Annotated in this window: 17 protein-coding genes; 9 read left to right on the top strand and 8 right to left on the bottom strand. The window is 77.0% G+C overall.

Annotated features, from left to right (window positions below; translation table 11 throughout):
* Positions 1-3: 3 nt before the first annotated feature.
* A complete protein-coding gene (locus JOD57_RS23890) occupies positions 4-1,659 on the bottom strand; it encodes a bifunctional 3'-5' exonuclease/DNA polymerase (RefSeq protein WP_204694298.1) in 1,656 nt (551 codons plus the stop codon).
* Between the two features lie 65 nt (positions 1,660-1,724).
* A complete protein-coding gene (locus JOD57_RS23885) occupies positions 1,725-2,318 on the bottom strand; it encodes a helix-hairpin-helix domain-containing protein (protein WP_204694297.1) in 594 nt (197 codons plus the stop codon).
* Positions 2,319-2,502: 184 nt separating this feature from the next.
* Here JOD57_RS23885 and JOD57_RS23880 point away from each other — a divergent pair, with 184 nt between their 5' ends.
* A complete protein-coding gene (locus tag JOD57_RS23880) occupies positions 2,503-3,510 on the top strand; it encodes an alpha/beta hydrolase (RefSeq protein WP_204694296.1) in 1,008 nt (335 codons plus the stop codon).
* 48 nt (positions 3,511-3,558) lie between these two features.
* Here JOD57_RS23880 and JOD57_RS23875 read toward each other — a convergent pair whose 3' ends face one another.
* Together JOD57_RS23875 and JOD57_RS23870 are read right to left on the bottom strand one after the other, a co-directional pair.
* Positions 3,559-5,436 carry a protein kinase domain-containing protein gene (locus tag JOD57_RS23875; RefSeq protein WP_307824903.1) on the bottom strand — a complete coding sequence of 626 codons (1,878 nt, stop codon included), beginning with the start codon at positions 5,434-5,436 and terminating at the stop codon, positions 3,559-3,561.
* 277 nt (positions 5,437-5,713) lie between these two features.
* A complete protein-coding gene (locus JOD57_RS23870; RefSeq protein ID WP_204694295.1) occupies positions 5,714-9,088 on the bottom strand; it encodes a pyruvate carboxylase in 3,375 nt (1,124 codons plus the stop codon).
* Between the two features lie 112 nt (positions 9,089-9,200).
* Between JOD57_RS23870 and JOD57_RS23865 the strand changes: the two genes are divergently transcribed.
* Together JOD57_RS23865 and JOD57_RS23860 are read left to right on the top strand one after the other, a co-directional pair.
* Complete coding sequence (locus JOD57_RS23865) at positions 9,201-10,169, top strand: NADPH:quinone oxidoreductase family protein (protein ID WP_204694294.1); 969 nt, start codon at positions 9,201-9,203, stop codon at positions 10,167-10,169.
* Between the two features lie 108 nt (positions 10,170-10,277).
* Positions 10,278-10,421, top strand: coding sequence for a hypothetical protein (locus tag JOD57_RS23860; RefSeq protein WP_204694293.1), 144 nt, complete (start codon positions 10,278-10,280; stop codon positions 10,419-10,421).
* A gap of 213 nt (positions 10,422-10,634) precedes the next feature.
* Here the strand turns inward: JOD57_RS23860 and JOD57_RS23855 are convergent, their stop codons facing one another.
* Positions 10,635-11,144, bottom strand: coding sequence for a GNAT family N-acetyltransferase (locus JOD57_RS23855; protein ID WP_204694292.1), 510 nt, complete (start codon positions 11,142-11,144; stop codon positions 10,635-10,637).
* Positions 11,145-11,401: 257 nt separating this feature from the next.
* On the opposite strand from JOD57_RS23855, the gene JOD57_RS23850 reads away from it, so the two are divergent.
* The gene (locus tag JOD57_RS23850; protein WP_204694291.1) at positions 11,402-11,794 is read left to right on the top strand and encodes a nuclear transport factor 2 family protein; all 393 of its coding nucleotides are present in this window, start codon (positions 11,402-11,404) and stop codon (positions 11,792-11,794) included.
* Between the two features lie 266 nt (positions 11,795-12,060).
* On the opposite strand, the gene JOD57_RS23845 is transcribed toward JOD57_RS23850, so the two are convergent.
* On the bottom strand, positions 12,061-16,626 hold the full coding sequence (locus JOD57_RS23845) for a cation-translocating P-type ATPase (protein WP_239568767.1): 4,566 nt from the start codon (positions 16,624-16,626) through the stop codon (positions 12,061-12,063).
* An 80-nt stretch (positions 16,627-16,706) separates the two neighbouring features.
* A complete protein-coding gene (locus JOD57_RS23840) occupies positions 16,707-17,936 on the bottom strand; it encodes a PucR family transcriptional regulator (RefSeq protein ID WP_307824902.1) in 1,230 nt (409 codons plus the stop codon).
* Between the two features lie 117 nt (positions 17,937-18,053).
* Between JOD57_RS23840 and JOD57_RS23835 the strand changes: the two genes are divergently transcribed.
* The 5 genes from JOD57_RS23835 to JOD57_RS23815 all read left to right on the top strand — a co-directional run bounded on the left by JOD57_RS23835 (position 18,054) and on the right by JOD57_RS23815 (position 24,006).
* Positions 18,054-19,562 carry a flavin-containing monooxygenase gene (locus tag JOD57_RS23835; protein ID WP_204694289.1) on the top strand — a complete coding sequence of 503 codons (1,509 nt, stop codon included), beginning with the start codon at positions 18,054-18,056 and terminating at the stop codon, positions 19,560-19,562.
* Positions 19,559-20,500: an alpha/beta fold hydrolase gene (locus JOD57_RS23830; protein ID WP_204694288.1), complete on the top strand. Its 942-nt coding sequence runs from the start codon at positions 19,559-19,561 to the stop codon at positions 20,498-20,500. The genes JOD57_RS23835 and JOD57_RS23830 overlap by 4 nt, the downstream gene beginning before the upstream one ends.
* Positions 20,497-21,351 carry an SDR family NAD(P)-dependent oxidoreductase gene (locus tag JOD57_RS23825; protein WP_204694287.1) on the top strand — a complete coding sequence of 285 codons (855 nt, stop codon included), beginning with the start codon at positions 20,497-20,499 and terminating at the stop codon, positions 21,349-21,351. The genes JOD57_RS23830 and JOD57_RS23825 overlap by 4 nt, the downstream gene beginning before the upstream one ends.
* 19 nt (positions 21,352-21,370) lie before the next feature.
* Entirely contained in the window at positions 21,371-22,594 is a 1,224-nt protein-coding gene (locus tag JOD57_RS23820) for an AGE family epimerase/isomerase (RefSeq protein WP_307824900.1), read from the top strand.
* A 413-nt stretch (positions 22,595-23,007) separates the two neighbouring features.
* On the top strand, positions 23,008-24,006 hold the full coding sequence (locus tag JOD57_RS23815) for a CG0192-related protein (RefSeq protein WP_307824899.1): 999 nt from the start codon (positions 23,008-23,010) through the stop codon (positions 24,004-24,006).
* On the opposite strand, the gene JOD57_RS23810 is transcribed toward JOD57_RS23815, so the two are convergent.
* Entirely contained in the window at positions 23,999-24,964 is a 966-nt protein-coding gene (locus JOD57_RS23810; protein WP_204694286.1) for a 2-hydroxyacid dehydrogenase, read from the bottom strand. The genes JOD57_RS23815 and JOD57_RS23810 overlap by 8 nt on opposite strands.
* Between the last annotated feature and the right edge of the window lie 43 nt (positions 24,965-25,007).

The raw sequence follows: 25,007 nt of genomic DNA, 5'->3' as shown, positions 1-25,007 counted from the left end.
GGGTCAGCCGGCCTCGGCCCAGGAGCGGACGACGGCGACGTCGAGCGGGAAGTCGACGGGGAAGGCGCCGAACAGCAGCCGCCCGGCCGTGACCGCGGCGGCCCGGACCTCGCGGGCGACGTCGGCGGCCAGGTGCTCCGGCGTGTGCACGACGACCTCGTCGTGCAGGAAGAAGACCAGGTGCGGCCGCTGCGCCGGCGTCCCGTCGCCCAGCCGCCACAGCCGGTTGCGCAGGTCGGCCAGCCAGCACAGCGCCCACTCGGCGCCGGTGCCCTGGACGACGAAGTTGCGGGTGAACCGGCCCCACGCGCGGCGGGCCCGGTCGCGGTCCTCGCGCGGGCCGTCGTCGTCGGGCGGCTCGCCGAGGTCGGCCCCGCGCTGCGCCCACGCGCCGGCCGGCAGGGGTGACCCGCGGCCGAGCAGGGTGGCCACCACGGCGCCGCGCTCCCCCGCCCGGGCGGCCTCCTCGACCAGCCCGATCGCCCGGGGGTAGCGGCGGGCCAGCCGCGGCAGCATCCGGCCACTCTCCCCGCGGGTACCGCCGTACATCGCCCCGAGCATCCCGAGCTTGGCCTCGGCGCGGGTCGCGACGGCCCCGCCGGCCACCATGCCCTGGTAGAGGTCGGCCGACCGCGCCGCCTCGGCCATCGCCGCGTCACCGCTCATGCCGGCGAGCACCCGCGGCTCGAGCTGCGCGACGTCGGCGACCACCAGCTGCCAGCCGTCGTCGGCGACCGCGGCCGGGCGCACCTGCACCGGCACCGACAGCGCGCCCCCGCCCTGCGCCGACCACCGGCCGGTCACCACCCCGCCGGGGAGGAACGCCGAGCGGAACCGGCCGTCGCGCACCCAGGTCTCCAGCCAGCTCCAGCCGTGCGCCGACAGCAGCCGCGCGAGCTTCTTGTACTCGAGCAGCGGTGCGACGACCGGGTGGTCGACCTGCTCGAGCGTCCACTGGCGGGTGTCGTCGACCGGCAGCCCGGCGGCCTGCAGCGCCCGGAGCAGCTCGACCGCCGAGTCGGGGTTGAGGCCGGGCGCGCCGAGGGCCGTGCGGACCTCGCCGGCCAGCCGCTCGAGCACCGGCGGCCGGACGCCGGCCGGCGGGCGCGGGCCGAGGGCGTCGGTGAGCAGCCGCTCGTGGACGTCGGCCCGCCACGGCATCCCGGCGGCGGTCATCTCCGCGGCGACCAGGGCGCCGGAGGACTCCGCGGCCAGCAGCAGCGCGAGCCGGCCGCGCCCGGCCGACGCGGCCAGCGCCGCCTGCTGCCGGTCGTGCTCGGCGACCGGGTCGAGCCGGTCGGCCGGGTCCGCGAGCGGGAAGAGCGCGTGCTCGGCCGTCGTCACCGGCTGCAGGTCGTCCCAGCCCGGGGTGTCCTCACCGGCGAGCGCCCGCTGGCCGGCGAACGGCGAGCGGCGGAGGACGGCGTGGGTCAGCCGCAGGTCGGTGCAGCGCTCGACCCGGACGCCGGCGTCCAGCAGCGCCGGGTACCAGCGGGTGGTGTCGTCCCACACCCAGCGGACCGGCGTGCGCTCCCGCTCCCGCACCCAGCCGGGCAGCTCGTCGGACGGCAGCCGGGTCACCTCGGCCGCCGCCGCGTCGCCGGTGCACCGCCGCGCCTCGACGACGTCCCCGCGGCGGCGGAGGACGATCCGCTCCACCCCTGCAGTGTCGCCGACGGGTACGACGTCCCCGTGCGTCCGCGCCGGGCGCGCGGGGAGCGGCCTCAGCCGAGGAGGCGGCGCAGGGTCCGGAGCGGCTGGTGGACCCACCACGACGCGACGCGCAGGCCGAACCGCCACAGGTCCCCCCACTCCGCCGGCCGCGGTGCCCCGACCGGGGCGGCGGACGTCGCCGGCGCGGCGGGCGGTCCCACGGGCGGTGACCCCACGGTCGGTGCCGCCGGGGTCGGCGGCTCCACGGGCGGGGGCCCGGCGGGCGGCTCCCCCGGCACCAGGAGGTCGACCGGGGTGCGCCGCCGCGGATCGCGCAGCGAGGCGAACGACGGGATCGACGGCGCGGCCGGGGACTCCTCCTCCGCCGGGGCCGTGCCCGCCTCGGGCGGCGTCACCGGCCGGTCCCCGCCCTCGGTCCCGCCGGGACGGGGCAGGCGCGCGGGCGGCTCGGGGACGACGGCCCGGATCGCGGCGATCGTGCTGGGCCCCAGGCCGGGGACGGCGGAGAGCTCCCGCCGGGTGAGCACCGCGAGGTCGGCGACCTCGGTGATGCCGGCCCGGGTCAGCGCGGCGACCGCCCGCCCGGGCAGACGCAGCTCACCGACGCTCTTGCCGGGCTGGTTCCCCGGCGACCTGATCGCCATGGCCACCGACCCTAGTCCGTCCGGTCGCCCCGCTCGGCCGGCCGAGGTCCCGCGGACGACGCCGGCGAGCCGGGTGGGCGCTCCGCCGACCCGTCCCGGGGTGCGAGGGTGGTCGGCGCCCGGTCGGGGCGGTCCGCGTGCCGCCGGTCCGGCCGGTGCGTCGACGACCGACGACGGAGGACCCATGGGCAGCAGGTACCGCAGGGCAGCACTCGCCGGGACGGTGGCACTCGCCGCACGGGCGCTCGCCCGCCGCGCCCGGCACGTCCGGGCCGTCCCGCCCGCGCTCCGGACACCGGACCTGTGGCTGCCGCTGTCGATCGGCAGCGGCGCGGAGCTGCGGATCGGACGGCGGCTGTTCCCGCGGCCCACCGAGCCGGTCGCCGGCGTCGAGGTCACGCGGCACGACGTCCCCGGCGGGCAGGACGTCTTCGTGTACGAGCCGGCCGGCCGGGCACGTCCGACCGGGGCGCTGCTGTGGGTCCACGGCGGGGGGACGGTCATCGGCCGGCCCGAGGGCGACCACGACCTGTGCAGCCGGATGGCCCGCGACCTCGGCATCGTCGTGGTCAGCGCCCGGTACCGGCTGGCGCCCGAGCACCCGTTCCCGGCCGCGCTCGACGACCTCACGGCCGCGCTGCGCCGGCTGCGCGACGAGGCCGGCGCGCTCGGCGTGGACCCGGCGCGGATCGCCGTCGGCGGCGCCAGCGCCGGGGGCGGCCTGGCCGCCGCTGTGGTGCAGCGGGCGCACGACGAGGGCGTGCCGGTGGCCTTCCAGCTGCTCGTCTACCCGATGCTCGACGACCGCACGGTGCTGCGCCGCTCCCCCGCCGGGCGCGGCCACCTGGTCTGGACGCCGCGGTCGAACGCCTACGCCTGGACGGCCTACCTCGGCCACCCGCCGCGCGCCGACGAGCTCCGCCCGTACGCCGCACCCGCCCGGCGGCTGGACCTCGCAGGCCTGCCGCCGGCGTGGATCGGCGTCGGCGACCTCGACCTCTTCCACGACGAGGACGTCGCCTACGCCCGCCGGCTCGAGGCGGCCGGGGTCCCGGTCGAGCTGCACGTCGAGCGGGGGATGTACCACGCCGCCGAGCTGGAGCTGCAGGCGACGGTGGCGCCGATGCGCGCCTTCCAGCAGCGGGTGTTCGACGCGCTCGCCGCGGGCCTGGCCACCACGCGCCCGGCCTGACGCAGACGCCGGGACGGCCCCGCGCCCGGTTCCGTCCCGGGGCGTCGCTCAGCCGGTGGCGCCGGCCGACCCGGGTGCGGCGCTCGGGTCGCCGGCGCCCGCGCTCCCGGGAGCTGCCGGGCTCTCCGGCGTGCCGCCGTTCCCGGCGCCGGCGTCCCCGCTCCCCGTGGCGGGGGTGCTGCTCGGGGCGGTGCTGCTCGGGGCGGTGCTCTCCGCCTCGCTCCCCGCCGACGGCGACGGCTCCGTGTCACCCGCCGGCTCGCTCGGCGCGCCCGTGGACGGCTCGGCCGTCGCGCTCGTGGACGGCTCGGCCGAGGGCTCGGGAGTCACCTCGGGAGCGGGCTCGGGAGTCACCTCGGGAGCGGGCTCGGGAGTCACCTCGGGAGCGGGCTCGGGAGTCGCCTCGGCCGCGGGCTCCCCGGTCGGGTCGGTCGTCGGGTCGGGAACCGTCCCCCCGTCACCTGCCGGGGCGGATCCCCCGGTCGTCGGCTCGGGAGCCGGGACGCTCGCCGGCGGCTCGGGTGCGGTCCCCTCCGGCGTCCCGGGCGCCGCGTCCTCGGCGGCGGAGGACGGGGCCTGCCCGGCGGGCGCGGGGGCCGGGTCGTCGTCCGCGACGGCCGGCGGGGCGGCCGCGACGAACAGGCGCACGCGGTCACCGGCGTCGACCTCGGTGCCGGCCGGGTCGAGCCGGGTCACCGTCCCGGGAACGACGTCGGGGGTCACCGTCGTCTGCTGACCCACGGTCAGACCCAGGTCGGTGAGCTCGGGGACGACCTCCTCCACCGGGCGGCCGACGTAGTCGTCGGAGGCCAGGACGATGCCGTCCTCGACGGCGCCGTCCTCCGACGCCGCGGCGGCGGCCGGCCGGTCGCCGTCCGGCAGGCCGCCCACGAGTGCGGCCGCCCCGCCGCCGAGCAGCACGACGGCCAGCACCGCGAGGGCGAGCAGCAGCCGCCGGCGGCGCCCGTCCTCCGCGGCGGGCCGATCGGCGACAGCGGGCGGCGCGGCCCGGAGGGGTGGCTGCCCGGCCGGCGCGACCGGCCGGGTGGCCGGGACGGCCGCCATCCGCGGCGAGGTGGCCGGGTGCGGGTGGACGGCGTCCTCGATGGCGTGGAGGAAGGCGTCGCCGTCGACCGGGCGCTGCCCGGGGTCCTTGGTCAGGGCGGCGCCGATGAGGTGCCGGACGTCCGGCGGCACGTCCTCGGGCAGGGGCTCGGGGTCCTCGCGGACCTGCTTGAGCGCCACGGTCACCGGGTTGGTGCCGGTGAAGGCGGCCCGCCCGGTGAGGGACTCGTAGCCGACCAGGCCGAGGGCGTAGACGTCGCTGGCCGGGCCGACCCGCTCGCCGGCGGCCTGCTCGGGCGACATGTACTGGGCGGTGCCGATGACCTGGCCGGTGCCGGTGAGCGGCACGCTCTCGGCCGACCAGGCGATGCCGAAGTCGGTCAGCTTCACCCCGCCGTCGGGGCGGACCAGGATGTTGCCGGGCTTGACGTCGCGGTGGACGACCCCGGCGCGGTGCGCCTCGGCCAGCCCCGCGGCGGCCTGCTGCAGCACCGACAGGGCGGCGTCCGGCTCGAGCGGGCCGCCCTCGGTGAGCAGCGTCGACAGCGGCGCGCCGTCGACCAGCTCCATCACCAGGTAGGCGAGGTGCTCGCCGGTGTCGGCGGCCGTGCCCTCGCCGTAGTCGAGGACGGCGGCGATGTTCGGGTGGCTCAGCGCCGCGGCGTGCCGGGCCTCGGCGCGGAACCGGGCGAGGAAGGTCGGGTCGTCGGCGTACTCGCTGCGCAGGACCTTCACCGCCACGGACCGGTCGAGCAGCGTGTCCCGCCCCCGCCAGACCTGCCCCATGCCGCCCCTGGCGATGAGCTCCTGCAGCTCGTAGCGGCCCCCCAGGGTCTGCCGACCCCTCTCGACCGTGGTCACACCGCGCTCCGTCCCGTGCTCCTGCGCGGGGGGGCTCCCCGCTGCCTGCCGCCCCCCGTCCGGGGCACACCGCGGGCAGCACGCGCGCGGAGCGTCGACGTACCGCCCTCGCGGTTCCGCAGCGCGGCCGCACCCCTCGGGCGCCGCGCGGCTGCCCGGAGGGCATGCCCGTCACCGACCGGGCCGAACCACGGCGTCCCGGACGACGGCGACACCCCGGCGCAGGTCTCACGCAGGGTCGCGGCCCCGCGACGCGGCGGGGCAGGAGGGTCCTTCCTCAGGCCAGGACGACGAGCAGGTCGCCCCCCTCGACCTGCTGCACCGGGCCGATGGCCAGCCGCTCGACGGTCCCGCCGACCGGGGCGGTGATCGCGGCCTCCATCTTCATCGCCTCGATGGTGGCGATCGGCTGCCCGGCCTCGACGGCGTCGCCCTCGCCGACCTGGAGGGTGACGACGCCGGCGAACGGCGCGGCGACCTGGCCGGGCTGGCTGCGGTCGGCCTTCTCGGCCGCCTTGACCTGCGCGTCGACGGAGCGGTCGCGCACCGACACCGGGCGCAGCTGCCCGTTGAGCGCGCACATCACCGTGCGCATGCCGCGCTCGTCGGGGTCGGAGACGGCCTCCACGCCCATGAGCAGGGTGACGCCGGGCTCGAGGTCGACGGCGTGCTCGTCGCCGGGCCGCAGTCCGTAGAGGAACTCCTTGGTCGGCAGTACCGAGACGTCGCCGTAGGTCTCCGTGTGCGCCAGGTACTCCCGCGTGGGGCCGGGGAACAACAGCCGGTTGAGCGTCTCCCGCGGCTGCTGCGCCAGGCCCAGGACGTCGTCGTCGGAGAGCTCGGCCGGCGGCTCGGCGGGACGGCGGCCCTCCAGCGCCTGGGTGCGGAACGGCTCGGGCCAGCCGCCGGGCGGGTCGCCGAGCTCGCCGCGGAGGAACCCGATGACCGAGTCGGGCAGGTCGTACTTGCCGGGGTCGGTCGCGAAGTCGTCGACCGAGACGCCGGAGCCGACCAGCTGCAGCGCGAGGTCGCCGACCACCTTCGACGACGGCGTCACCTTCACCAGCCGGCCGAGCAGCCGGTCGGCGGCGGCGTAGGCGTCCTCGACCTCCTCGAACCGCTGTCCCAGCCCCAGCGCGATCGCCTGCTGGCGCAGGTTGGACAGCTGCCCGCCCGGGATCTCGTGGGTGTAGACCCGCCCGGTCGGTGCCGGCAGCCCGGACTCGAACGGCGCGTACACCCGCCGGACGGCCTCCCAGTAGGGCTCCAGGTCGTTGACCGCGGCCAGGTCCAGGCCGGTGGCCCGCTCGGTCGCGTCGGTGGCGGCCACGATCGCCGACAGCGGCGGCTGGCTGGTGGTGCCGGCCATGGAGGCGACCGCGCCGTCGACGGCGTCCACCCCGGCCGACCAGGCCGCCAGCAGGGTGGCCAGCTGCCCGCCGGCGGTGTCGTGGGTGTGCAGGTGCACCGGCAGGTCGAAGCGCTCCCTCAGCGCGGTCACCAGCCGGGCGGCCGCCGGCGGGCGCAGCAGGCCGGCCATGTCCTTGATCGCCAGCACGTGCGCGCCGGCGTCGACGATCTGCTCGGCCAGACGCAGGTAGTAGTCGAGCGTGTAGAGCGTCTCGCCGGGGTCGGAGAGGTCGCCGGTGTAGCAGAGCGCGACCTCGGCGACCGCCGTCCCGGTCCCGCGGACGGCGTCGACCGCCGGGCGCATCTGCGCGACGTCGTTGAGCGCGTCGAACACCCGGAAGACGTCGATGCCGGTGGTCGCGGCCTCGCGGACGAAGGCCTCGGTGACCTGCTCGGGGTAGGCGGTGTAGCCGACGGTGTTGCGGCCCCGCAGCAGCATCTGCAGGCAGATGTTCGGGACGGCCGCGCGCAGCTCCCCCAGCCGCTCCCACGGGTCCTCGTGCAGGAACCGCAGCGCGACGTCGTAGGTGGCCCCGCCCCACGCCTCGAGCGAGAGCAGCTGCGGGGTGGTGCGGGCGACGTGCCCGGCGACGGCGAGCAGGTCCTTGGTGCGCACCCGGGTGGCCAGCAGCGACTGGTGGGCGTCGCGGAAGGTCGTGTCGGTGACCGCCAGCGCCGTCTGCGACCGCAGGTCGGCGGCGAAGGCCTCGGGGCCGAGCTCCTGCAGCCGCTGGCGGGAGCCGTCGGGGGCGGGCCTGCGCAGGTCGGCCGGGGGGAGCTTGGTGACCGGGTCGACCAGGTGCGGCCGCTCGCCGTGCGGCTTGTTGACCGTCACGTCGGCGAGGTAGCTGAGCAGGCGCGTGCCGCGGTCGGCGGAGCTGCGGGCGGTGAGCAGGTGCGGCCGCTCCTCGATGAAGGAGGTGGTGACCCGGCCGGCCTGGAAGTCGGGGTCGTCGAGCAGCGCCTGCAGGAACGGGATGTTGGTGGCCACCCCGCGGATGCGGAACTCGGCGACGGCGCGGCGGGCGCGGGCCACGGCGATGCCGAAGTCGCGGCCGCGGCAGGTGAGCTTGACCAGCATCGAGTCGAAGTGCGCGCCCACCTCCGCGCCCAGCGACGAGCCGCCGTCGAGCCGGATGCCCGCGCCGCCGGGCGAGCGGTAGGCGGTGATCCGGCCGGTGTCGGGGCGGAAGCCGTTGGCCGGGTCCTCGGTGGTGATCCGGCACTGCAGCGCCGCGCCGCGCAGCACGATCGTGTCCTGGCTCAGCCCCAGGTCGGCCAGCGTCTCCCCCGCCGCGATCCGCAGCTGCGACTGCACCAGGTCGACGTCGGTGACCTCCTCGGTGACCGTGTGCTCCACCTGGATGCGCGGGTTCATCTCGATGAACACGTGCCGGCCCTCGCGGTCGAGGAGGAACTCCACCGTGCCGGCGTTCACGTAGCCGATGGCCCGGGCGAAGGCGACCGCGTCGGCACAGATCCGCTCCCGCAGCTCCGGGTCCAGGTTCGGCGCCGGGGCGAGCTCGACCACCTTCTGGTGGCGGCGCTGCACCGAGCAGTCGCGCTCGAAGAGGTGCACGACGTTCCCCTGCCCGTCGGCGAGGACCTGCACCTCGATGTGCCGCGGGTCGACGACGGCCTGCTCGAGGAAGACCGTCGCGTCGCCGAACGCCGACTCCGCCTCCCGCATGGCCGCCTGCACGGCGGCGGAGAGCTCCTCGGGCCGCTCGACCCGGCGCATGCCGCGCCCGCCGCCGCCGGCGACGGCCTTGACGAACACCGGGAACGGCAGGTCGTCGGCCGCGGCCAGCAGCGTGTCGACGTCGTCGCTGGGCTCGCTGGAGGCGAGCACCGGCAGCCCGGCGTCCCGGGCGGCGGCGATGGCGCGCGCCTTGTTGCCGGTCAGCTCCAGCACCGACGACGGCGGGCCGACGAAGGTGATGCCGGCGTTGGCGCACGACTCGGCCAGCTCCGGGTTCTCCGACAGGAAGCCGTAGCCGGGGTAGACGGCGTCCGCGCCGGCCCGCCGCGCGGCACCGACCACCTCCTCGACCGACAGGTAGGCGCGGACCGGGTGCCCCTCCTGGCCGATCTGGTAGCTCTCGTCGGCCTTCAGCCGGTGCACGGAGTTGCGGTCCTCCCACGGGAAGACGGCGACCGTGCCGATGCCGAGCTCGTAGGCGGCGCGGAAGGCCCGCACCGCGATCTCCCCGCGGTTGGCGACCAGGACCTTGGTGAACACGGGACTCCTCCGGGGTCGGCTGGGTGGGCGTCCGGTGCGCACTCTCCCAGAGCCGTGTGTCGGGCGTCTGACATCCTCGCGGTCCCGGTCCACCGCCCGTGCAGGAGGCCCCGTGCGCGCCGCCCAGATCGCCACCCTCGACGGCCCGTCGGCCATCTCGGTCGTCGACGTCCCCGAGCCCGACGCCGGCGGGAAGGTCGTCGTCGACGTCCACGTCGCCGGCGTGACCTTCCCCGAGGTGCTGCTCAGCCGGGGCGAGTACCAGCTCAAGCCCCCGGTGCCGTTCGTGCCCGGCAGCGAGGTCGCCGGCGTCGTGCGCAGCGCCCCGGAGGGCAGCGGGTTCACCGCCGGTCAGCGGGTGGCCGCCTTCCCGGGGTTCGGCGGCTTCGCCGAGGTGGCCGCCGCCGACCCGGGGTTCGTCTTCCCGCTCCCCGACGGCGTGAGCCTCGAGCAGGGCGCCGCGCTGCCGATGAACTACCTGACCATACACTTCGCGCTGCGCCGCCGCGGCCGGCTGCAGGAGGGCGAGACGGTGCTCGTGCACGGTGCCGCGGGTGGTCTCGGGACGGCAGGCATCCAGCTGGCGAGCGCCTACGGCGCCCGCGTGCTCGCGGTGGTGTCCAGCGAGGCCAAGGGCGAGGCCGCCCGGGCCGCCGGCGCCGACGAGGTCGTGCTCGCCGACGGCTTCCGCGAGCGCGTGAAGGAGCTGACCGGCGGCCGCGGCGTCGACGTCGTCGCCGACCCGGTGGGCGGCGACCGGTTCACCGACTCGGTGCGGAGCCTCGCCCGCGAGGGGCGGCTGCTGGTCCTCGGCTTCACCGGTGGCGAGATCCCCACGGTCAAGGTCAACCGGCTGCTGCTCAACAACGTCTCGGTCGTCGGCGTCGGCTGGGGCGCCTTCTGGAGCGGCGAGCCCGGCTACGTGCAGGAGCAGTGGCGCGACCTGCTGCCACTGCTCGAGCAGGGCCGGCTGCGGCCGGTGATCGGCTCGGTGCACGACCTGGCCGACGCCGCGGCGGCGGTCACCGAGCTCGACGAGCGCCGCGCCACCGGCAAGGTGCTGCTGCGGGTGCGGAGCTGAGCGTCCGCGGCCGGCGCACCCCGGTGTGACTCGATCGGCAGCCCGTCCTGCCGCTCCCGCGCTGCTCCCCGCAGGACACTGAAGGGGACACCGACGGGAGGAGGAGCCGTGCACGCAGAGCTGACCGAGCTGCACGAGAGCTACGTGTGGCGGGTCAACGCCGCCGTCGCCGAGGACCGCCTGGACCTCGTCCGGGAGCTGCACGAGGAGTACGTCGAGGCGGCGCTGCAGCGCATCCTCGCGACCGCCTGACGTCCGGTCTCGCGCAGGCCAGGACTGCCCAGGTCCCTGGGCGGCCCGCCACGGCGGGCCCGCGGCCGTCGTCGGACGGCAGGTTCTCGGTCGTCGTCCGTCCTCCGGGGTAGCGGTGCGGTCGTGTTCCCCTGCAGCCGCCCGGTGTGCTCGGGTGGCCGCTGCAGGAGCGCTCCCGCAGCAGCTGCGTCGACAACTCGCCGCTCCCCGGCGCTACGGGTGCCTCGTGTCGGCCGTGCGCTCCCAGCGCCAGACGGCGCCGACCTCGGGGTCGACGAGCTCGCCGGTGCGTCGGAAGCCCAGACGCCGGAGGACCGCTGTCGAGGGGTTCTCCTCAGCGAGGGTGTGGGCACACACCAGCGCCACCCCACGGGCGGTCGCGATGTCGACCAGGCGGCGGGCGGCGTCGGTGGCGTGGCCGCGTCCCCGGTGGGCCGGAGCGATGCTGTAGCCGATCTCGACGGACCCGTCGGTCGGTGGACCCTTGAAGCCGCCGAGACCGATGACCGTGGCCGTCGTGGGGTCGATGATCAGGTGACTGGACCAGTCGGGTTCCCCACCGTCCCGGAGCGCCTGGACGGTTGCGGGGAGGGCCTCCGGGAACTCCAGGTAGCCGTCGGCCACCCGGTGGCCGAACCGGCGTGTGAAGGCGTCGTCTCCCTCGAGCAGCGCCTCGGCGCGGTCACGCGTCAGCGGTTCGACGACGGTGTGCTGCGCATGCATGATCTCGTCCGGTCCCCGGGTGGGCGTTCGTCGGCGGGTGCGGTGGAACGCCGCCATCCTCGTCCGGCAGCGGTGCCCCTGAGCAGCCCCCACAGAGGGACACCTCGTCGGCGTCCGTCCAGGACCTCGGACGGTCGTTCCACCGGACGGTCCCCGCGAGGGGAATCCACCCCGCCTGCCCGCTGTTGGCGCGGCCAGCAGTGTCTCGGCGAACGCGCCGTCTCAGCTCCCCTGCCGTCTCGTCGAAGGAGCCGACCGTGACCACCTCCGACCAGATGCAGCGCAACAAGGACACGGTGCGGTCCTTCTACGACCTCATGTTCAACCAGTGCCGTCCGGCCGAGGCCCTGGAGCGCTTTGCAGGGGACACCTACATCCAGCACAACCCGCACGTCGGGGACGGCAAGAGCGCCTTCGTCGAGTACTTCGAGCGAATGGCCCGCGACCACCCGGGCAAGCAGGTGCGGTTCGTCCGCGTGATCGCCGAGGGCGACCACGTCGTCCTGCACTGCCACCAGACCTGGCCCGGCGACCACGACTACGCCGGCATCGACATCTTCCGCCTCGACCCGAACGGCAAGGTCGTCGAGCACTGGGATGTCCTGCAGGTCATCCCCGACCACTCCGCCAACGACAACGGGATGTTCTGATGACCGAGCCCGAGGGGCTGCGTCGTGTGTGCTGCTGGACGGGCACGCCCGGGCAGGACTGGCGCCAGCGAACGCTGACGTTGCTGCGCGTTCGCGCCCGTCGCTGACGTCACAACCACGATCGTCACAAGGCCCGACGCGTCCCACAGGCCGCCTCGAGGGACACGAGCGACGGCGCACGCGACCCGTGCGACCGCCCAGGACCTCGACCCCGGTGGTGTGCGGTGGCGGCGCGTCCACGGCCGCGAACGCCCCGCAGACGCACATCACCCCGGGCCGGACGCCGTCCCGCGGTTCCCAGCCGCACGCTTGAGGACCCGCGGCAGCACCTCGGCGCCGGCGGTGCCGGCGGCGGCCCAGGCGAGGACGACCAGCCACGACAGCGGGTCCAGCGGCGTGCAGCCGAAGAACCGGCTCACCCCGGGCGTCTGGACGACGGCGACCAGCGCGAGCAGCGACCCGGCTGCCGTGGCCAGGACCAGCGGGCTGCGCCGCCCGGACCACGCGGTCTGCCCGAGCTGGGTGGCGATGAGCGCGGCCAGCCCCATGGTGCCGGCCCGCCGCGGGCCGGTCGGCCGCCCCGTCGCCCAGGCGCCGGTGGCGCCGGCCGCCGTCGCCACCCCGCGGACGGCGACCAGCTCCCGCACCGAGGCGGTGAACCCGCGCTGCGGACCGGCGAGCAGCACCGCCTCCAGCGGGTGCCCGGCCAGCGGCCCGCCGTCGGACGAGGGAGCCGCGGCCCGCGGCGCGGCGACGGCGACGGCCAGCGCCGGGAACATGTCGGTGAGCAGGTTGACCAGCAGCAGCTGACGGGTGCCCAGCGGCGCCCGCCCGCCGAACGCGGTGCCCAGCACGGTGAAGGCCACCTCCCCCGCGTTGCCGCCGACGAGGATGGCGACGGCGTCGCGCACCCGCGACCACAGCGCCCGCCCCTCGGCGACGGCGTCGACCAGCCGGGTGAGGTCGCAGTCGGTGACCACCAGGTCCGCGGCGCTGCGGGCCGCGGGGGACTCCGCGCCGGCCACGCCCACCCCGACGTCGGCCAGCCGGATCGCCGCGGCGTCGTTGACCCCGTCGCCGGTCATGGCCAGCGTCGCCCCGGCGCGGCGCAGCGCGCCGACCAGCAGCACCTTCTGCTCCGGCGAGAGCCGCGCGAACACCGCCGCGTCGGCCACCAGCCGCGCCCGCTCCGCCGTCGAGGCGCGCGCCAGCTGCGCGCCGGTCACCACCCGGTCGGCGCCGGGGACCCCGGCCTGCGCGGCGATCGCCGCGGCGGTCTCCGGGTGGTCGCCGGTGGCCACCAGCACCCGCACCCCGGCCGCGCGCAGCTGCTCGACCGCCGCCGCCGACGACGGCCGCACCGTGTCGGCCAGCCCCACCAGCCCGCGGAGGGTGAGCCCGTCGGCGGCCGCCTCGAGGTCGTCGGGCCGGCCCTCGACGGCGCGGTCGGCGACGGCGAGCACCCGCAGTCCCTCGCAGGCCAGCTCCCGCACCCGGCGGGCCGCGTCCCCGGGATCGGTGCACCGGCGCAGCACCACCTCCGGCGCGCCCTTGACCACCAGCAGCCCGTCGCGCAGCGCGGCGGAGAAGCCGCGGCCCGTGGCGAACGGCACCGACGCCTCGGCCTCCCCGTCGGCCGCGACGCCGCGGTCGGCGGCGGCGGCCACCACGGCGCGGTCGGTCTCGTGCGCCTCGTCGTCGCCGGCGCCGACGGCCGCCGCGGCCAGCCGCAGCAGCTCCTCGTCGGCGGGTCCGTCGGAGTCGCCGGCCGCCAGCGGGACCAGCCGGACCACCTGCAGCCGGTTCTCGGTGAGCGTGCCGGTCTTGTCGAAGCAGACCGTGTCGACCCGGCCCAGCGCCTCCAGCACCCGCGCGCTGCGCACGACGGCGCCCCGCGTCGACAGCCGCCGGGCCGCGGCCTGCTGGGCGACGGTGGCCACGAGCGGCAGCCCCTCCGGCACTGCGGCGACCGCGACGGCGACCCCGGACCCCACCGCCTCGCGCAGCGGACGGCGCCACAGCACGCCCAGCGCGGTGACCGCGGTGCCGCCGGCCAGCGTCAGCGGCAGCACCGACCGGGTCAGCTCGGCCAGCCGGGCCTGCACCCCCGCCGGCGGGGCCGCCCGGCCGGCCGCGCGCGCCGCCCGCCCGGCCTGCGTCGCCGTCCCGACCGCGACGACGACGGCCCGGCCGGTGCCGGCCACCACCGTCGTGCCGTCGAGGAGCATGCAGCGGCGGTCGGCCACCTCCGCGCCCGGCGTGGCCGCCACCGACTTGGCCACGGCCAGCGACTCGCCGGTCAGGCTCGACTCGTCGACCTCCAGGTCGGCCACCTCGAGCAGCCGGGCGTCGGCGGCCACCACGTCGCCGGAGGAGACCGCGACGACGTCGCCGACCCGCAGCTGCCCGGCCGGCACCTCCTCCAGGCCGCCGTCGGTCTCGCGGTGCGCGAGGACGTCCTGCTCGAGCAGCAGCGACTCCAGCGCCGTCTCCGCGCGCATCCGCTGCAGCGCGCCGAGCAGCGCGTTGCCGACCGTCACGCTGCCGACCAGGATCGCGTCGGCGCTCTCGCCGAGCACCGCGGTGGCGCCCGCGCCGGCGCCGAGGACCGGGGTCAGCGGGTCGGCCAGCTCCGCGGCCACGGTCCGCCCGAACCGGAGCGGCCCCCGCAGCAGCGCGGCGCCGGGGACGCGCCGGCGGGACCGCGGCCCGGGCGCGTCGGGCAGCGCGGCCAGCCGGCGGAGGACGTCGTCGGGGTCGAGCGCGTGCCAGGGCGTGTGCACCGACACGGCGGGGTCCGGACGGCGGGCGACCCGGACCGCCGTCCACGCGCCGTCGGCGATCGCCACCAGGGTGGCCGTCTTGCCCGGCGTGGTCGCCTTCCGCTGCCCGTACAGCGCCGAGCCGACCGCGGCGAGCAGCGCGCCGAGGACGTTGGCGGTCACGGCGCCCTGCACCGACCGGCGACTCACCGCCCGGGCGTCGGCCGTCGCGGACACCACCCGGCAGACCGGGGCCAGCCCGGGCCCGGTGAGCAGGTCGGCCCCCCAGGCCGGCGAGTGCTCCGGCCCGACCGGGGCCACGCCGACGTCGGCGGCGAGCAGCGCGGCGGCGTCGGTGGCCGTGACCAGCAGGACGCCGTGCCCCTCGCCCTGCAGCCGGCGCACGGTCCGCGCGAGCGGCTCGTCGGCCGGCGCGACCTGCCCGGCCATGCCGGCGACGTCGCGGGCGCCGGCGTGCGCGGTGAGCACGACCAGGTGCCCGGCCGAGCCGGCCGCGCCCAGCAGTGCCTCCGCGTGCGGGTCGAGCTCCCGGGCGACGACGACCGTCCCGACCCGGCGCCGGCCGTGCAGCAGGGTCCGCACCTGCGCGCCCGGCGCCTCCGGCGTCTCCCGCGGCGGCCCGAGACGGGTGCCGTCCGGGCCCCGCCCCCCGTCCGCGCCGGCGTCGCCGTCCAGCAGCCGCGACGCCGCCGTCCACACGCGGGCGTCGTCCCAGTCCTGACCACCGGCCTCGCCTTCGGAGGTGGCCTCCAGCACCACCGGCGGGCCGGTGCACAGCGCGGCGCCGTCGACGACCACGCAGTCGACGCGGTCCAGGCGGCGGTAGACCGACCCGTCCATCGGCACCACGCCGGACCGGCACATCAGCAGGTCCAGCGTCGCGGCGAAGGACTCCCGCCCCTGCAGCGCGGCCTTGGGGCTCAGCGCCTTGACCAGGTCGGCCGAGCGGCCGGGCCGGCGGGTCAGCGCCAACACGAGCAGCGCGACGGCGGTGGTCGCCGGCCCCAGCCGCGCGGTGTAGCGCTCGACGGTGCCCGGGGGCAGCGGCACCGGCCGCCCGCCGTCGTCGGACACCGGACCGCCCACCCGGTCGCCGGGCCGGGGGCGGCACAGGTCCTCCTCGCGACGGCGCCACACCTGGCGGCGGGCGCGCGCCTCCAGCGCCTGCTGCACCGAGCCGATGGCGTTGAGGGCCGGCACCGTCGGGCTCTGGGTCAGCGAGTGCAGGAGTGCCGAGAGCCCGTCGAAGGCCAGGCCGGTGCCGACGCCACCGATCCGCCGGGTCAGCGCGCGGGTGAGCCAGTCCTGCGAGTCGAGCAGCGGCAGGGCCAGGGTCACGTGCCGGGACAGCGGCGGGACCGGCAGCGCCCGGCCGGCGGCGGCCACCCCGACGGCGAGGAGGTCGACGGCCGCCGAGGCCAACGCCGCCAGCACCGGCTCGAGGTCGGCGGGGTGGTCCTCGCGCTCGGGCAGCCCGTCGTCGCCGGCCGCCGTCCGGTGCAGGGCGCCGACCGTCTCGACCACGTCGTCGACGCCGACCCGCCGCTGGTCGACGGCGACCAGCACCCGGCCGACCACCTCGTTGACCGCCGCCCACCGCACGCCCTCGAGCCGCTCGAGCCGTTCGCGCAGGACACGGCCGGCGTCCGGTGGGGCGTCCGGCGCCGGCTCCGGGACCTCGACCTGCACGAAGCCGGAGTCGGCCCACGTGCGCGGCGTGCGCCGCTGGTCCGGCGGCTCGAACAGGCCCCGGGCGGCGACGGCGAGGTCGCGGACCCGGCCGGTGGGCAGCGGGTCGGCCCCGGTCACCAGCGTGCCGACCGCGCGGACGCCGGAGACCGCGGCCGTCCGCGCCCGGTCGACGGAGCGGTCGGTGAGCCCGGCGGCCGCCCGCACCGCACGGGCCGACGTGCGCGTCGAGGCCCCGAGCAGGTCGGCGGTGACGAGGGCGGGCACGGCGGCCAGGCTCGCGCCGGTCACGGCCACGCGGGCCGTGACGGTCAGCGCGGCACGGGCCACGCCGTAGCGCGGCAGGAGGGTCATCGCCATCGTCGACCTCCACCGTCCCCTGCGCCCATCGTGGACGGGATCGTCCGGATCCGCACCCCGGTGCCGACTCGCGGCTCCGGTCAGCCGGCGGCTCCGCGCCACCGCAGGACCTCCAGTGCCGCGGCGACGCCGAGGACGTCGTCGGCGAGGGGCCGCGGCAGCAGCTCGTCGGCGCGGGCCAGCCGGCGCAGCACGGTGTTGCGGTGGGTGTACAGCCGGGCGGCCGTCCGCGAGGCGTTGCCCAGCTCGCGCACGTAGGTCAGGACGGTCCCGCGGGTGTCGGCGTCCGCGGTGAGCAGGCCGCCGAGGGTGTCGGCGAGGAACTCGTCGACCGCGGTGGGCTCGCTGGTGAGCAGCGCGACGAGCTGCACGTCCTCGTAGCGGGCCACCTGCTGCGGCGAGGTGAGGCGGGTGAGCATCCGCTGGGTGGTGGCGGCGTCGAGGTGGCTGCGCCGGAAGCCCTCGACGCCGCGGCCCGGCCGGCCCACGGCCACGCGGACGTCGGGGGCGCCCGCCAGCTCGGCGGCGAGGTCGCCCGTCCGGGGCGCGGTGCCGACCGGCAGCCACACCCACAGCGCCGCGGCGCTGGCCACGACGGTGAGCCGGTGCGGGGCGCCACTCGCCCGGACCGCTGCCTCCGCCGCGGCCTCGAGCTGCTCGGGGGCCGCGCGGCCGGAGCCGCTCCAGACGATGGCCGCGGTGTGCGGTCCGGCCAGGCCGTAGCCGAGCTGCGCCTCGGCGCGGGCCCGGCCGAGCGGCGCGCCCTCCAGCAGCAGGGTCACCGCGGCCCGCCGGTCGGCGTGCGCGCCGCGGGTGAGCTCGGCCCGCTCGGCGAGCATCCGCTCCGAGACCGCGGCCACGGTGTCGTCGACGAAGGTGGTGATCGACAGCGCCGAGACGTCGAGCAGCTCGCGCAGCTCGGCGGGGTCGCCGGTCAGCTCGAAGCAGATCTCCATCCAGCGGCGCCAGGCCACGCCCTGCGCCGTCCGGTAGGCGTCCAGGCCGCTCTGGTCGAGTCCGCGGCGCACCAGGTCCCGCGCGGCCTCGAGCACCTCCGGTCCGAGGTCCACCGGCACCCGCGCCCCGGGGTGCTGGACGTTGGCCGCGGCCCAGTGCAGGAGGTTGGCCAGCGTGGAGCGCCGGGTCGCCGCGGCGAGCACGGGGTCCTCGGCGACCGGCCGCATGCGGCTGCCGCCCAGGGCCGCGGCGTGCATCTCCTCCACCCAGGCCGCCCGCGGGTCCAGCGCGACCTCCGCGCCCCGCCGGAACAGGTCGCGCACCCGCGGGGAGACGGCCGGCCAGTCGGTCACCCGGGCAGTGTGCACCACCTGCGGAGGATCCTGGTGCACGTCGTCCTGGTGTCGACCGCGACGGGCACGGATCGTGGGACGGAGCGCCCCCCTGCAGTCCCCGACCCTGGAGCCTCCGTGACCTCTCCCGCGACGCCGGTCGAGCACCTCGACGTCGTCATCGTCGGTGCCGGCATCTCCGGCATCGGCGCCGCGTACTACCTGCAGCGCGACCACCCGCGGCGCTCCGTCGCGCTGCTCGAGGCCCGCGGCGCGACCGGCGGCACGTGGGACCTGTTCCGCTACCCGGGCATCCGGTCGGACTCCGACCTGCACACCTTCGGCTACGAGTTCAAGCCGTGGCGCGACGCCCGCTCGATCGCCGACGCCGACCGCATCCTCGCCTACCTGCGCGAGACCGCGGCCGAGCACGGCATCGACGAGAAGGTGCGCTTCCACACGAAGGTGCTGGCGGCGTCCTGGTCGTCGGAGGACGCCCGCTGGACGGTCGAGGTCGAGCGCACCGACACCGGGGAGCGCAGCACGCTCACCGCCGGCTGGGTGTTCGCCGCCGGTGGCTACTACCGCTACGACGAGGGCTTCACCCCGGTCTTCGAGGGCCGGGAGCGCTTCCGCGGCCGGATCGTGCACCCGCAGGCGTGGCCCGAGGACCTCGACCACGCGGGCAAGCGCGTCGTCGTCATCGGGAGCGGCGCCACCGCCGTCACCCTCGTGCCCGCGATGGCCGAGACCGCGGCGAGGGTCACGATGCTGCAGCGCACGCCGTCCTACGTCATGCCGGTGCCCTCGGAGGACAGGCTGGCCAACCGGCTGCGGAGGTGGCTCGGCGAGGAGCGGGCGTACCCCCTCATCCGGCGCAAGAACATCGCCAAGGGCCGGCTGATCTGGCAGTTCTGCCAGAAGCACCCCGAGCGGGCCCGCCGGCTCATCCGCTGGGTCAACACCAAGCAGCTGCCGGCGGGCTACCCGGTCGACGAGCACTTCAAGCCGCCGTACGGCCCGTGGGACCAGCGGCTGTGCGCCGTCCCGGACGGCGACCTGTTCCGCGCCATCCGCAACGGCACGGCCGACGTCGTCACCGACCGGATCGCCACGTTCACCGAGGACGGGATCCTGCTCGAGTCGGGTCGCGAGCTGCAGGCCGACGTCGTCGTCACGGCCACCGGACTCAACGTGCAGGCCTTCGGCGGCATCCGGCTCACCGTCGACGGCCGCGAGGTCAGCCTGCCGGAGACGGTCGCCTACAAGGGCATGATGCTCTCCGGCGTGCCGAACCTGGCCTACGCGATCGGCTACACCAACAGCTCCTGGACGCTCAAGGTCGGGCTGCTGTGCGAGCACTTCACCCGCCTGCTGTCGTACATGGACGCGCACGGCTACGACACCTGCTGCCCCGAGCCCGCCGACCCGGACATGCCGACCCGGCCGTTCCTCGACTTCGCCGCCGGCTACGTCCAGCGGGCCATCCACCTGCTGCCTCGCCAGGGTGACCGGATGCCGTGGCTGACGTCGATGGACTACCGCTCCGACGTCAGGCTGCTGCGTGCCGACGACGTCGCCGACCCGGAGCTGCACTTCTCCGCTGCCGCCCGGGCCGCCCGACCCGCCGAGGCGGTGTCGGCGTGACCGCGACCGAGCAGCGGCCGGCCGAGGTCGACGCGGACCGCTTCGTCGACCTCCCCGCCGGGCCGCGGATCTGCCACCGCGTCGACGGCCCGGCCGACGGCGAGCCGCTGCTGCTGATCGCCGGCCTCGGCATCGACCTCACGTCCTGGCCGCAGCCGATGGTCGACGGCCTCGTGGCGCGCGGCTTCCGGGTGGTGCGGTTCGACAACCGCGACGTCGGCCGGTCCAGCCGGATCGGGACGCCGCCGCCGGGCCGGCTGCGGCAGCTGCTCGCCCGCCCGCGGCCGGGCGCCTACGACCTGACCGACATGGCCGCCGACACCGTCGGCCTGCTCGACGCGCTCGGCATCGGGCGGGTGCACCTGGTCGGGATGTCGATGGGCGGCATGATCGCCCAGGTGGTCGCAGCCAGGCACCCGGCCCGCGTCGCCACCCTGACGTCGATCTTCTCCACCACCGGCTCGCGGCGGGTGGGCCAGCCGGCCCGCTCGACGATCCTGCGGCTGGCCGCCGCCGCGCCGCGCACCGTCGAGGAGTCGGTGACCCGGCACCTGGCGATGCTCGGCCACATCGGCTCGACGACGTTCCCGCCCGACGACGAGCTGGAGCGTGCCTGGGCGGTGGGGCTGTGGGAGCGCGGCGGCGGCGTCCGCGCCCGCGCCGGCGTGCCGCGTCAGATCAGCGCCATCCAGGCCTCGGGCGACCGGACCGCGGAGCTGCGGCGGATCACCGCCCCGACCCTCGTCGTCCACGGCGACCGCGACCCGATGGTGCACCCGACCGGCGGCCGGGCGACCGCGGACGCCGTCCCGGGCGCCCGGCACGTCGAGATCGCCGGCATGGGCCACCACATCGCCCCCGGCGTCGTCGAGCGGCTCGTCGCACTCGTCACCGACCACGCCCGCACCTCCCCCACCACGACAGGAGCCCCCCGTTGAGCAGCGTCGCCGGCAAGGTCGCCGTCGTCACCGGCGCCGCGTCCGGCATCGGCCGGGCGCTCGCCTTCGAGCTGGCCAGGCGGGGGGCGCGGCTGGCGCTCTGCGACGTGGACGAGCGCGGGCTGGCCGAGACCGCCGACCGGGCGGGGGCGCTGGGCGCCGACGTGCTCACGGCCCGCCTCGACGTGGGCGACCGCGCCGCCGTCCTCGCCCACGCCGACGAGGTGGCCGCGCACTTCGGGGTCGTGCACCAGGTCTACAACAACGCCGGCATCTCCGGCGGCGGCGGCACGGTGCTCGAGACCGACTGGGAGGTCTACGACCGCGTGCTGCGGGTCAACCTCTTCGGGGTCCTGCACGGCACCAAGGCGTTCCTGCCGCACCTGGTCGCCTCCGGCGACGGGCACGTCGTCAACATCTCGAGCCTCAACGGCTACCTGGCCCAGCCGGGCCTGTCGGCCTACTGCACCAGCAAGTTCGGCGTCCGCGGCTTCACCGAGACGGTGCGCGGCGAGATGCTCGCCGCCGGGCACCCGGTGCGGGTCAGCGTGGTCCACCCCGGCGGGGTCAGGACCAACATCGCCAACGCGTCGCTGCAGGAGGCCGAGGAGCGGGGCCTGGAGGTCACCGAGGAGCAGCGCGCGCGGGTCCGGACGTACGACGAGAAGCTGCTGAGGATGCCCGCCGAGCAGGCCGCGACGATCATCGTCGACGGCGTCGAGGCCGGCCGGCCGCGGATCCTGGTCGGCAACGACGCCAAGGCCGTCGACCGGCTGGTGCGCCTCCTCCCCCGGCTCTACCCGGCGCTGCTCGTCCGCCTCGAGCGCCGGGTGCAGCGCTCCTGGGGCTGACCCGCGCTAGCGTCCCGGCGTGCCCTCCCCCGAGCTGCTGACCGAGGAGCTCGACCGGCTCCTGTCCTTCGCCGCCCGGGCGCGCCGGGACGACGGCGGCTTCGGCTACCTGGCCGCCGACGGGTCGCTCGACCCCGAGCGGCCGCGTGAGACGTACGTGACCGCGCGCATGACGCACGTGTTCAGCCTCGCGGTGCTGCTCGGGTGGCCGGGCGCCGACGAGCTCGCCCGGCACGGGGTCGAGGCGCTCACCGGGCCGTTCCACGACGCCGGGCACGGCGGCTGGCCGGCCTCGCCCGACGGGGACGACACCAAGGCCGCCTACGTGCACGCCTTCGTCGTCCTCGCCGGGGCGAGCGCCGCGAGCGCGGGGATCCCGGGCGGCGCCGCGCTGCTGGCCGACGCGCTGTCGGTGTGGGACGGGCACTTCTGGGACGACGCCGCCGGCATGGCCGTCGAGGAGTGGGACCGCGGCTGGACGACGTGCGCCGACTACCGCGGCGTCAACGCCAACATGCACGGCGTCGAGGCGGTGCTGGCCGCCGCCGACGCGCTGTCCTCCGACCGCGCCGGGGAGCTGCGGCGGCGCGCGCTGCGGGTGCTCGAGCGGGTGGTGCACGGCGAGGCGCGCGCCCGCGACTGGCGGCTGCCCGAGCACTTCGACGCCGCGTGGACCGTGCTGCCCGAGTACAACGCCGACCGCCCCTCCGACCCGTTCCGGCCCTACGGCGTGACGGTGGGCCACCAGCTGGAGTGGTCGCGGCTGGCGCTGCACACCCGCGCCGTCCTCGGCACGGACGCCCCCGGGTGGCTGCTCGCGGACGCCGCGGCCCTGTACGCCGCCGCGGTGGACCGGGGCTGGCGCGCCGACGGTCACGACGGTTTCGTCTACACCCTCGACTGGTCCGACCGCCCCGTCGTCGCCGCGCGGATGCACTGGGTGCTGGCCGAGGCGATCGGGGCCGCCGCGGTCCTCGCGCACGTCACCGGCGAGGCCCGGTACGACGACGACCGCCGCCGGTGGGAGGAGCACGCCGCCGCGGTCTTCGCCGACGACGCGACCGGCAACTGGCACCACGAGCTGACGCCGGACGGGCGGGTGGGGACGACGACCTGGTCCGGCAAGCCCGACGCCTACCACGTGGCCCAGGCGCTGGTCCTGCCGCGGCTGCCGGTGCGCGGGAGCGTGGCCGCCGGGGTGCGGGCGGCGCTGCGCGGCGACCGGGACCCGTCCGGCGGCTGAGCCGGCCGCGGGGGGACGACACGGCCCCGGCGCGGGGACTTCACGACCACGCCGGGGCCGGTTCACTCCCGGTTTGTCCACAGGAGTGTGGGCCGAAACACGTCCAGCGAAAACAGGCGCAGGAAAGCTGGCGGGCGGGGCGCACCCGAGGTGTGTCGTCCCCGGGGCCCCGCCCGCCGTCATCATGCGGGTCTCGGAACCACGCCGCAACAGATGTCTGAGACGTCTACCCGTCCCCGGGCCGAAGGCGTCCCCCCAGCCGGGCCGCGGCTCCGACCTCCGCGTGGGAGGCGCGTCCCCGTCCACCCGGGAGGTGCCGTGCACCTCCCGGGTCCGCTTCTCCCGCGCGAAAGGCGTGGTCAGCGGCGGGTTGGGGGTCCGGAGGTGTCGTAGGCGGGTCGTAGGTTCGGGTCGTGCAGGAGGTCGCCGGTCACGCGTCGCCGGTGGAGCGTGCGCTCGCCGGGTGGCTGGTCGAGCGGCCTGCGCCGTTCCGCCGGTTGCCGGTCGGGCTGCTGTCGCGGGAGCAGAAGGCCACCGAGGTGCAGCGGGTGCAGGCGGTCAAGGCGATGGCCGCCGCCTACGAGGCGGAACTGGTCCTGGGCCTGGCCGACGACAGCCCCGACGACCTCGATCCCACGCCGGGGGCCAGGCGGGGGTCGTGGGCGCCGGGGGCCAGGCGTCGCTGCGGAGTCGGTCCCTGCCCGGTCCAGTGCTCCCGGGGACGGCCGGCCCGGTGCACCCGGCTCCGCGATCGAGCGCCGGCCTCTAACGTCGGCGCCGTGGCACTCGTCTACCGCGCCGAACTGTCCCCGTCGAAGCTCGAGCTGGTGAGCGGCTGGGTGGCCACCCGGCCGTGGGGACGCGACGCCGGCAGCGACCTTCAGCGGGTGGCGGCCTACCGCTTCGACGACCCGGACGGCGAGGTCGGCATCGAGGCCCACCTCGTGCGAACCGCCGACGGCCGGCTGCTGCACGTCCCGCTGACCTACCGCGGCGCCCCGGCACCCGGCCAGGAGGCACACCTGGTCGGCACCCTGGAGCACTCCGTGCTCGGCCGGCGGTGGGTCTACGACGCCTGCGGCGACCCGGTCGCCGTCACCGCGTACCTGCAGGCGGTCGTCACCGGCGGCACCGGCGCCGAGGAGCAGGTGGTGACCGGTGACGGCTCCACGCCACGGGCCACCGACGCCGCCGTCGTCGGCAGTGGTGCGCCGGGGGTGGACGTCGGCCCGCTGGACGGCCTGTCCGTCGGTGACTCCGACGCCGCGACGACGGTCCGCACCGGGCCGCTGACGCTGGTCGTGCACCGGGTGCTCGAGCCCACCGCGGCGCCCGGCGGCCCCGTGCTCACCGGCACCTGGGCGGGGCAGTCCTCCCCCGTCGTCCTGGCGGGTGTCCGGTCGCTCAGCTGACCGGCGTCAGCGGGGGCCGGCCGGCCAGGACGGCGGCCGCGTTGGCCACCGCCAGCCGGCACATCTCGCTGCGGGTGACCGACGCCGCGCTGCCCAGGTGCGGCGTGAGCACCACCTGCTCGAGCTCCAGCAGTCGCGGGTCGACGGCCGGCTCGTCCTCGAAGACGTCGAGCGCCGCCCCGCCGATCCGCCCCTCCCGCAGCGCAGTCACCAGCGCGTCGGTGTCGACGACGCCGCCGCGCGCGGTGTTCACCAGCAGCGCGTGCGGCTGCATCAGCGCCAGCGTGTCGGCGCCGACGAGGTGCCGCGTCTCCGGCGTGAGCGGGCAGTGCAGCGAGACGACGTCGCTGCGCCGCAGCAGCTCGGGCAGCTCGACGAACTCGGTGGCCGCGCGTTCGTCGTCGTCGAGCTGCGCGCGGGTCGGCGTCGCCAGCACCCGCAGGTCGAAGGCCTGCGCCCGGCGGGCCACCGCCCGGCCGATGCGCCCGAAGCCGACGATCCCGAGGGTCGCCCCGGCCGAGAGGTCGAGCCCCACCATCATCCGCGGGCCCCAGATCCACGGCGTCCCGCGGCGCAGGAACCGGTCGCCCTCGGCGATCCTCCGTGCCGCCGCGAGCACCAGCCCCATCGTCAGGTCGGCGGTGGCCCGGTCGAGCACGCCCGGGGTGTTGGTGACCACCACGCCGCGGGCGCGGGCGGCGTCGACGTCCACGTTGTCGTAGCCGACGGCCGTGTTGGCCACCACCTGCAGCTGCGCCCCCGCGGCGTCGAGCACGGCGGCGTCGACCCGCTCGGTGAGCGTGCAGACGACCGCGGCCGCGCCGGCCACACCCTCGAGCAGCTCCCCGGTGGTCGGCGGCTCCTCGCGGCCGACCCGCACCGGTCGGCCGAGCCCGGAGAGCTCGGCCATCGCGTCGTCGGTGAGCAGCCGCGGGACGTACACGTGCCCGTTGTCCATGGGCGCCATCCTGCCGGGACGCCGGGCCGGGCCGGGCCCGGCA

The organism is Geodermatophilus bullaregiensis, assembly GCF_016907675.1.
Taxonomy (GTDB): Bacteria; Actinomycetota; Actinomycetes; order Mycobacteriales; family Geodermatophilaceae; genus Geodermatophilus; species Geodermatophilus bullaregiensis.
The sequence above is the reverse complement of the archived record's forward strand: the minus strand, read 5'-3'. Positions and strand labels throughout refer to the sequence as shown.

Bases quoted from the DNA above. Each gene is read 5' to 3' on its own strand.
- JOD57_RS23885 (WP_204694297.1), bottom strand. From the start codon at position 2,318: ATGGCGATCAGGTCGCCGGGGAACCAGCCCGGCAAGAGCGTCGGTGAG.
- JOD57_RS23880 (WP_204694296.1), top strand. From the start codon at position 2,503: ATGGGCAGCAGGTACCGCAGGGCAGCACTCGCCGGGACGGTGGCACTC.
- JOD57_RS23855 (WP_204694292.1), bottom strand. From the start codon at position 11,144: ATGCATGCGCAGCACACCGTCGTCGAACCGCTGACGCGTGACCGCGCC.
- JOD57_RS23845 (WP_239568767.1), bottom strand. From the start codon at position 16,626: ATGGCGATGACCCTCCTGCCGCGCTACGGCGTGGCCCGTGCCGCGCTG.
- JOD57_RS23810 (WP_204694286.1), bottom strand. From the start codon at position 24,964: ATGGACAACGGGCACGTGTACGTCCCGCGGCTGCTCACCGACGACGCG.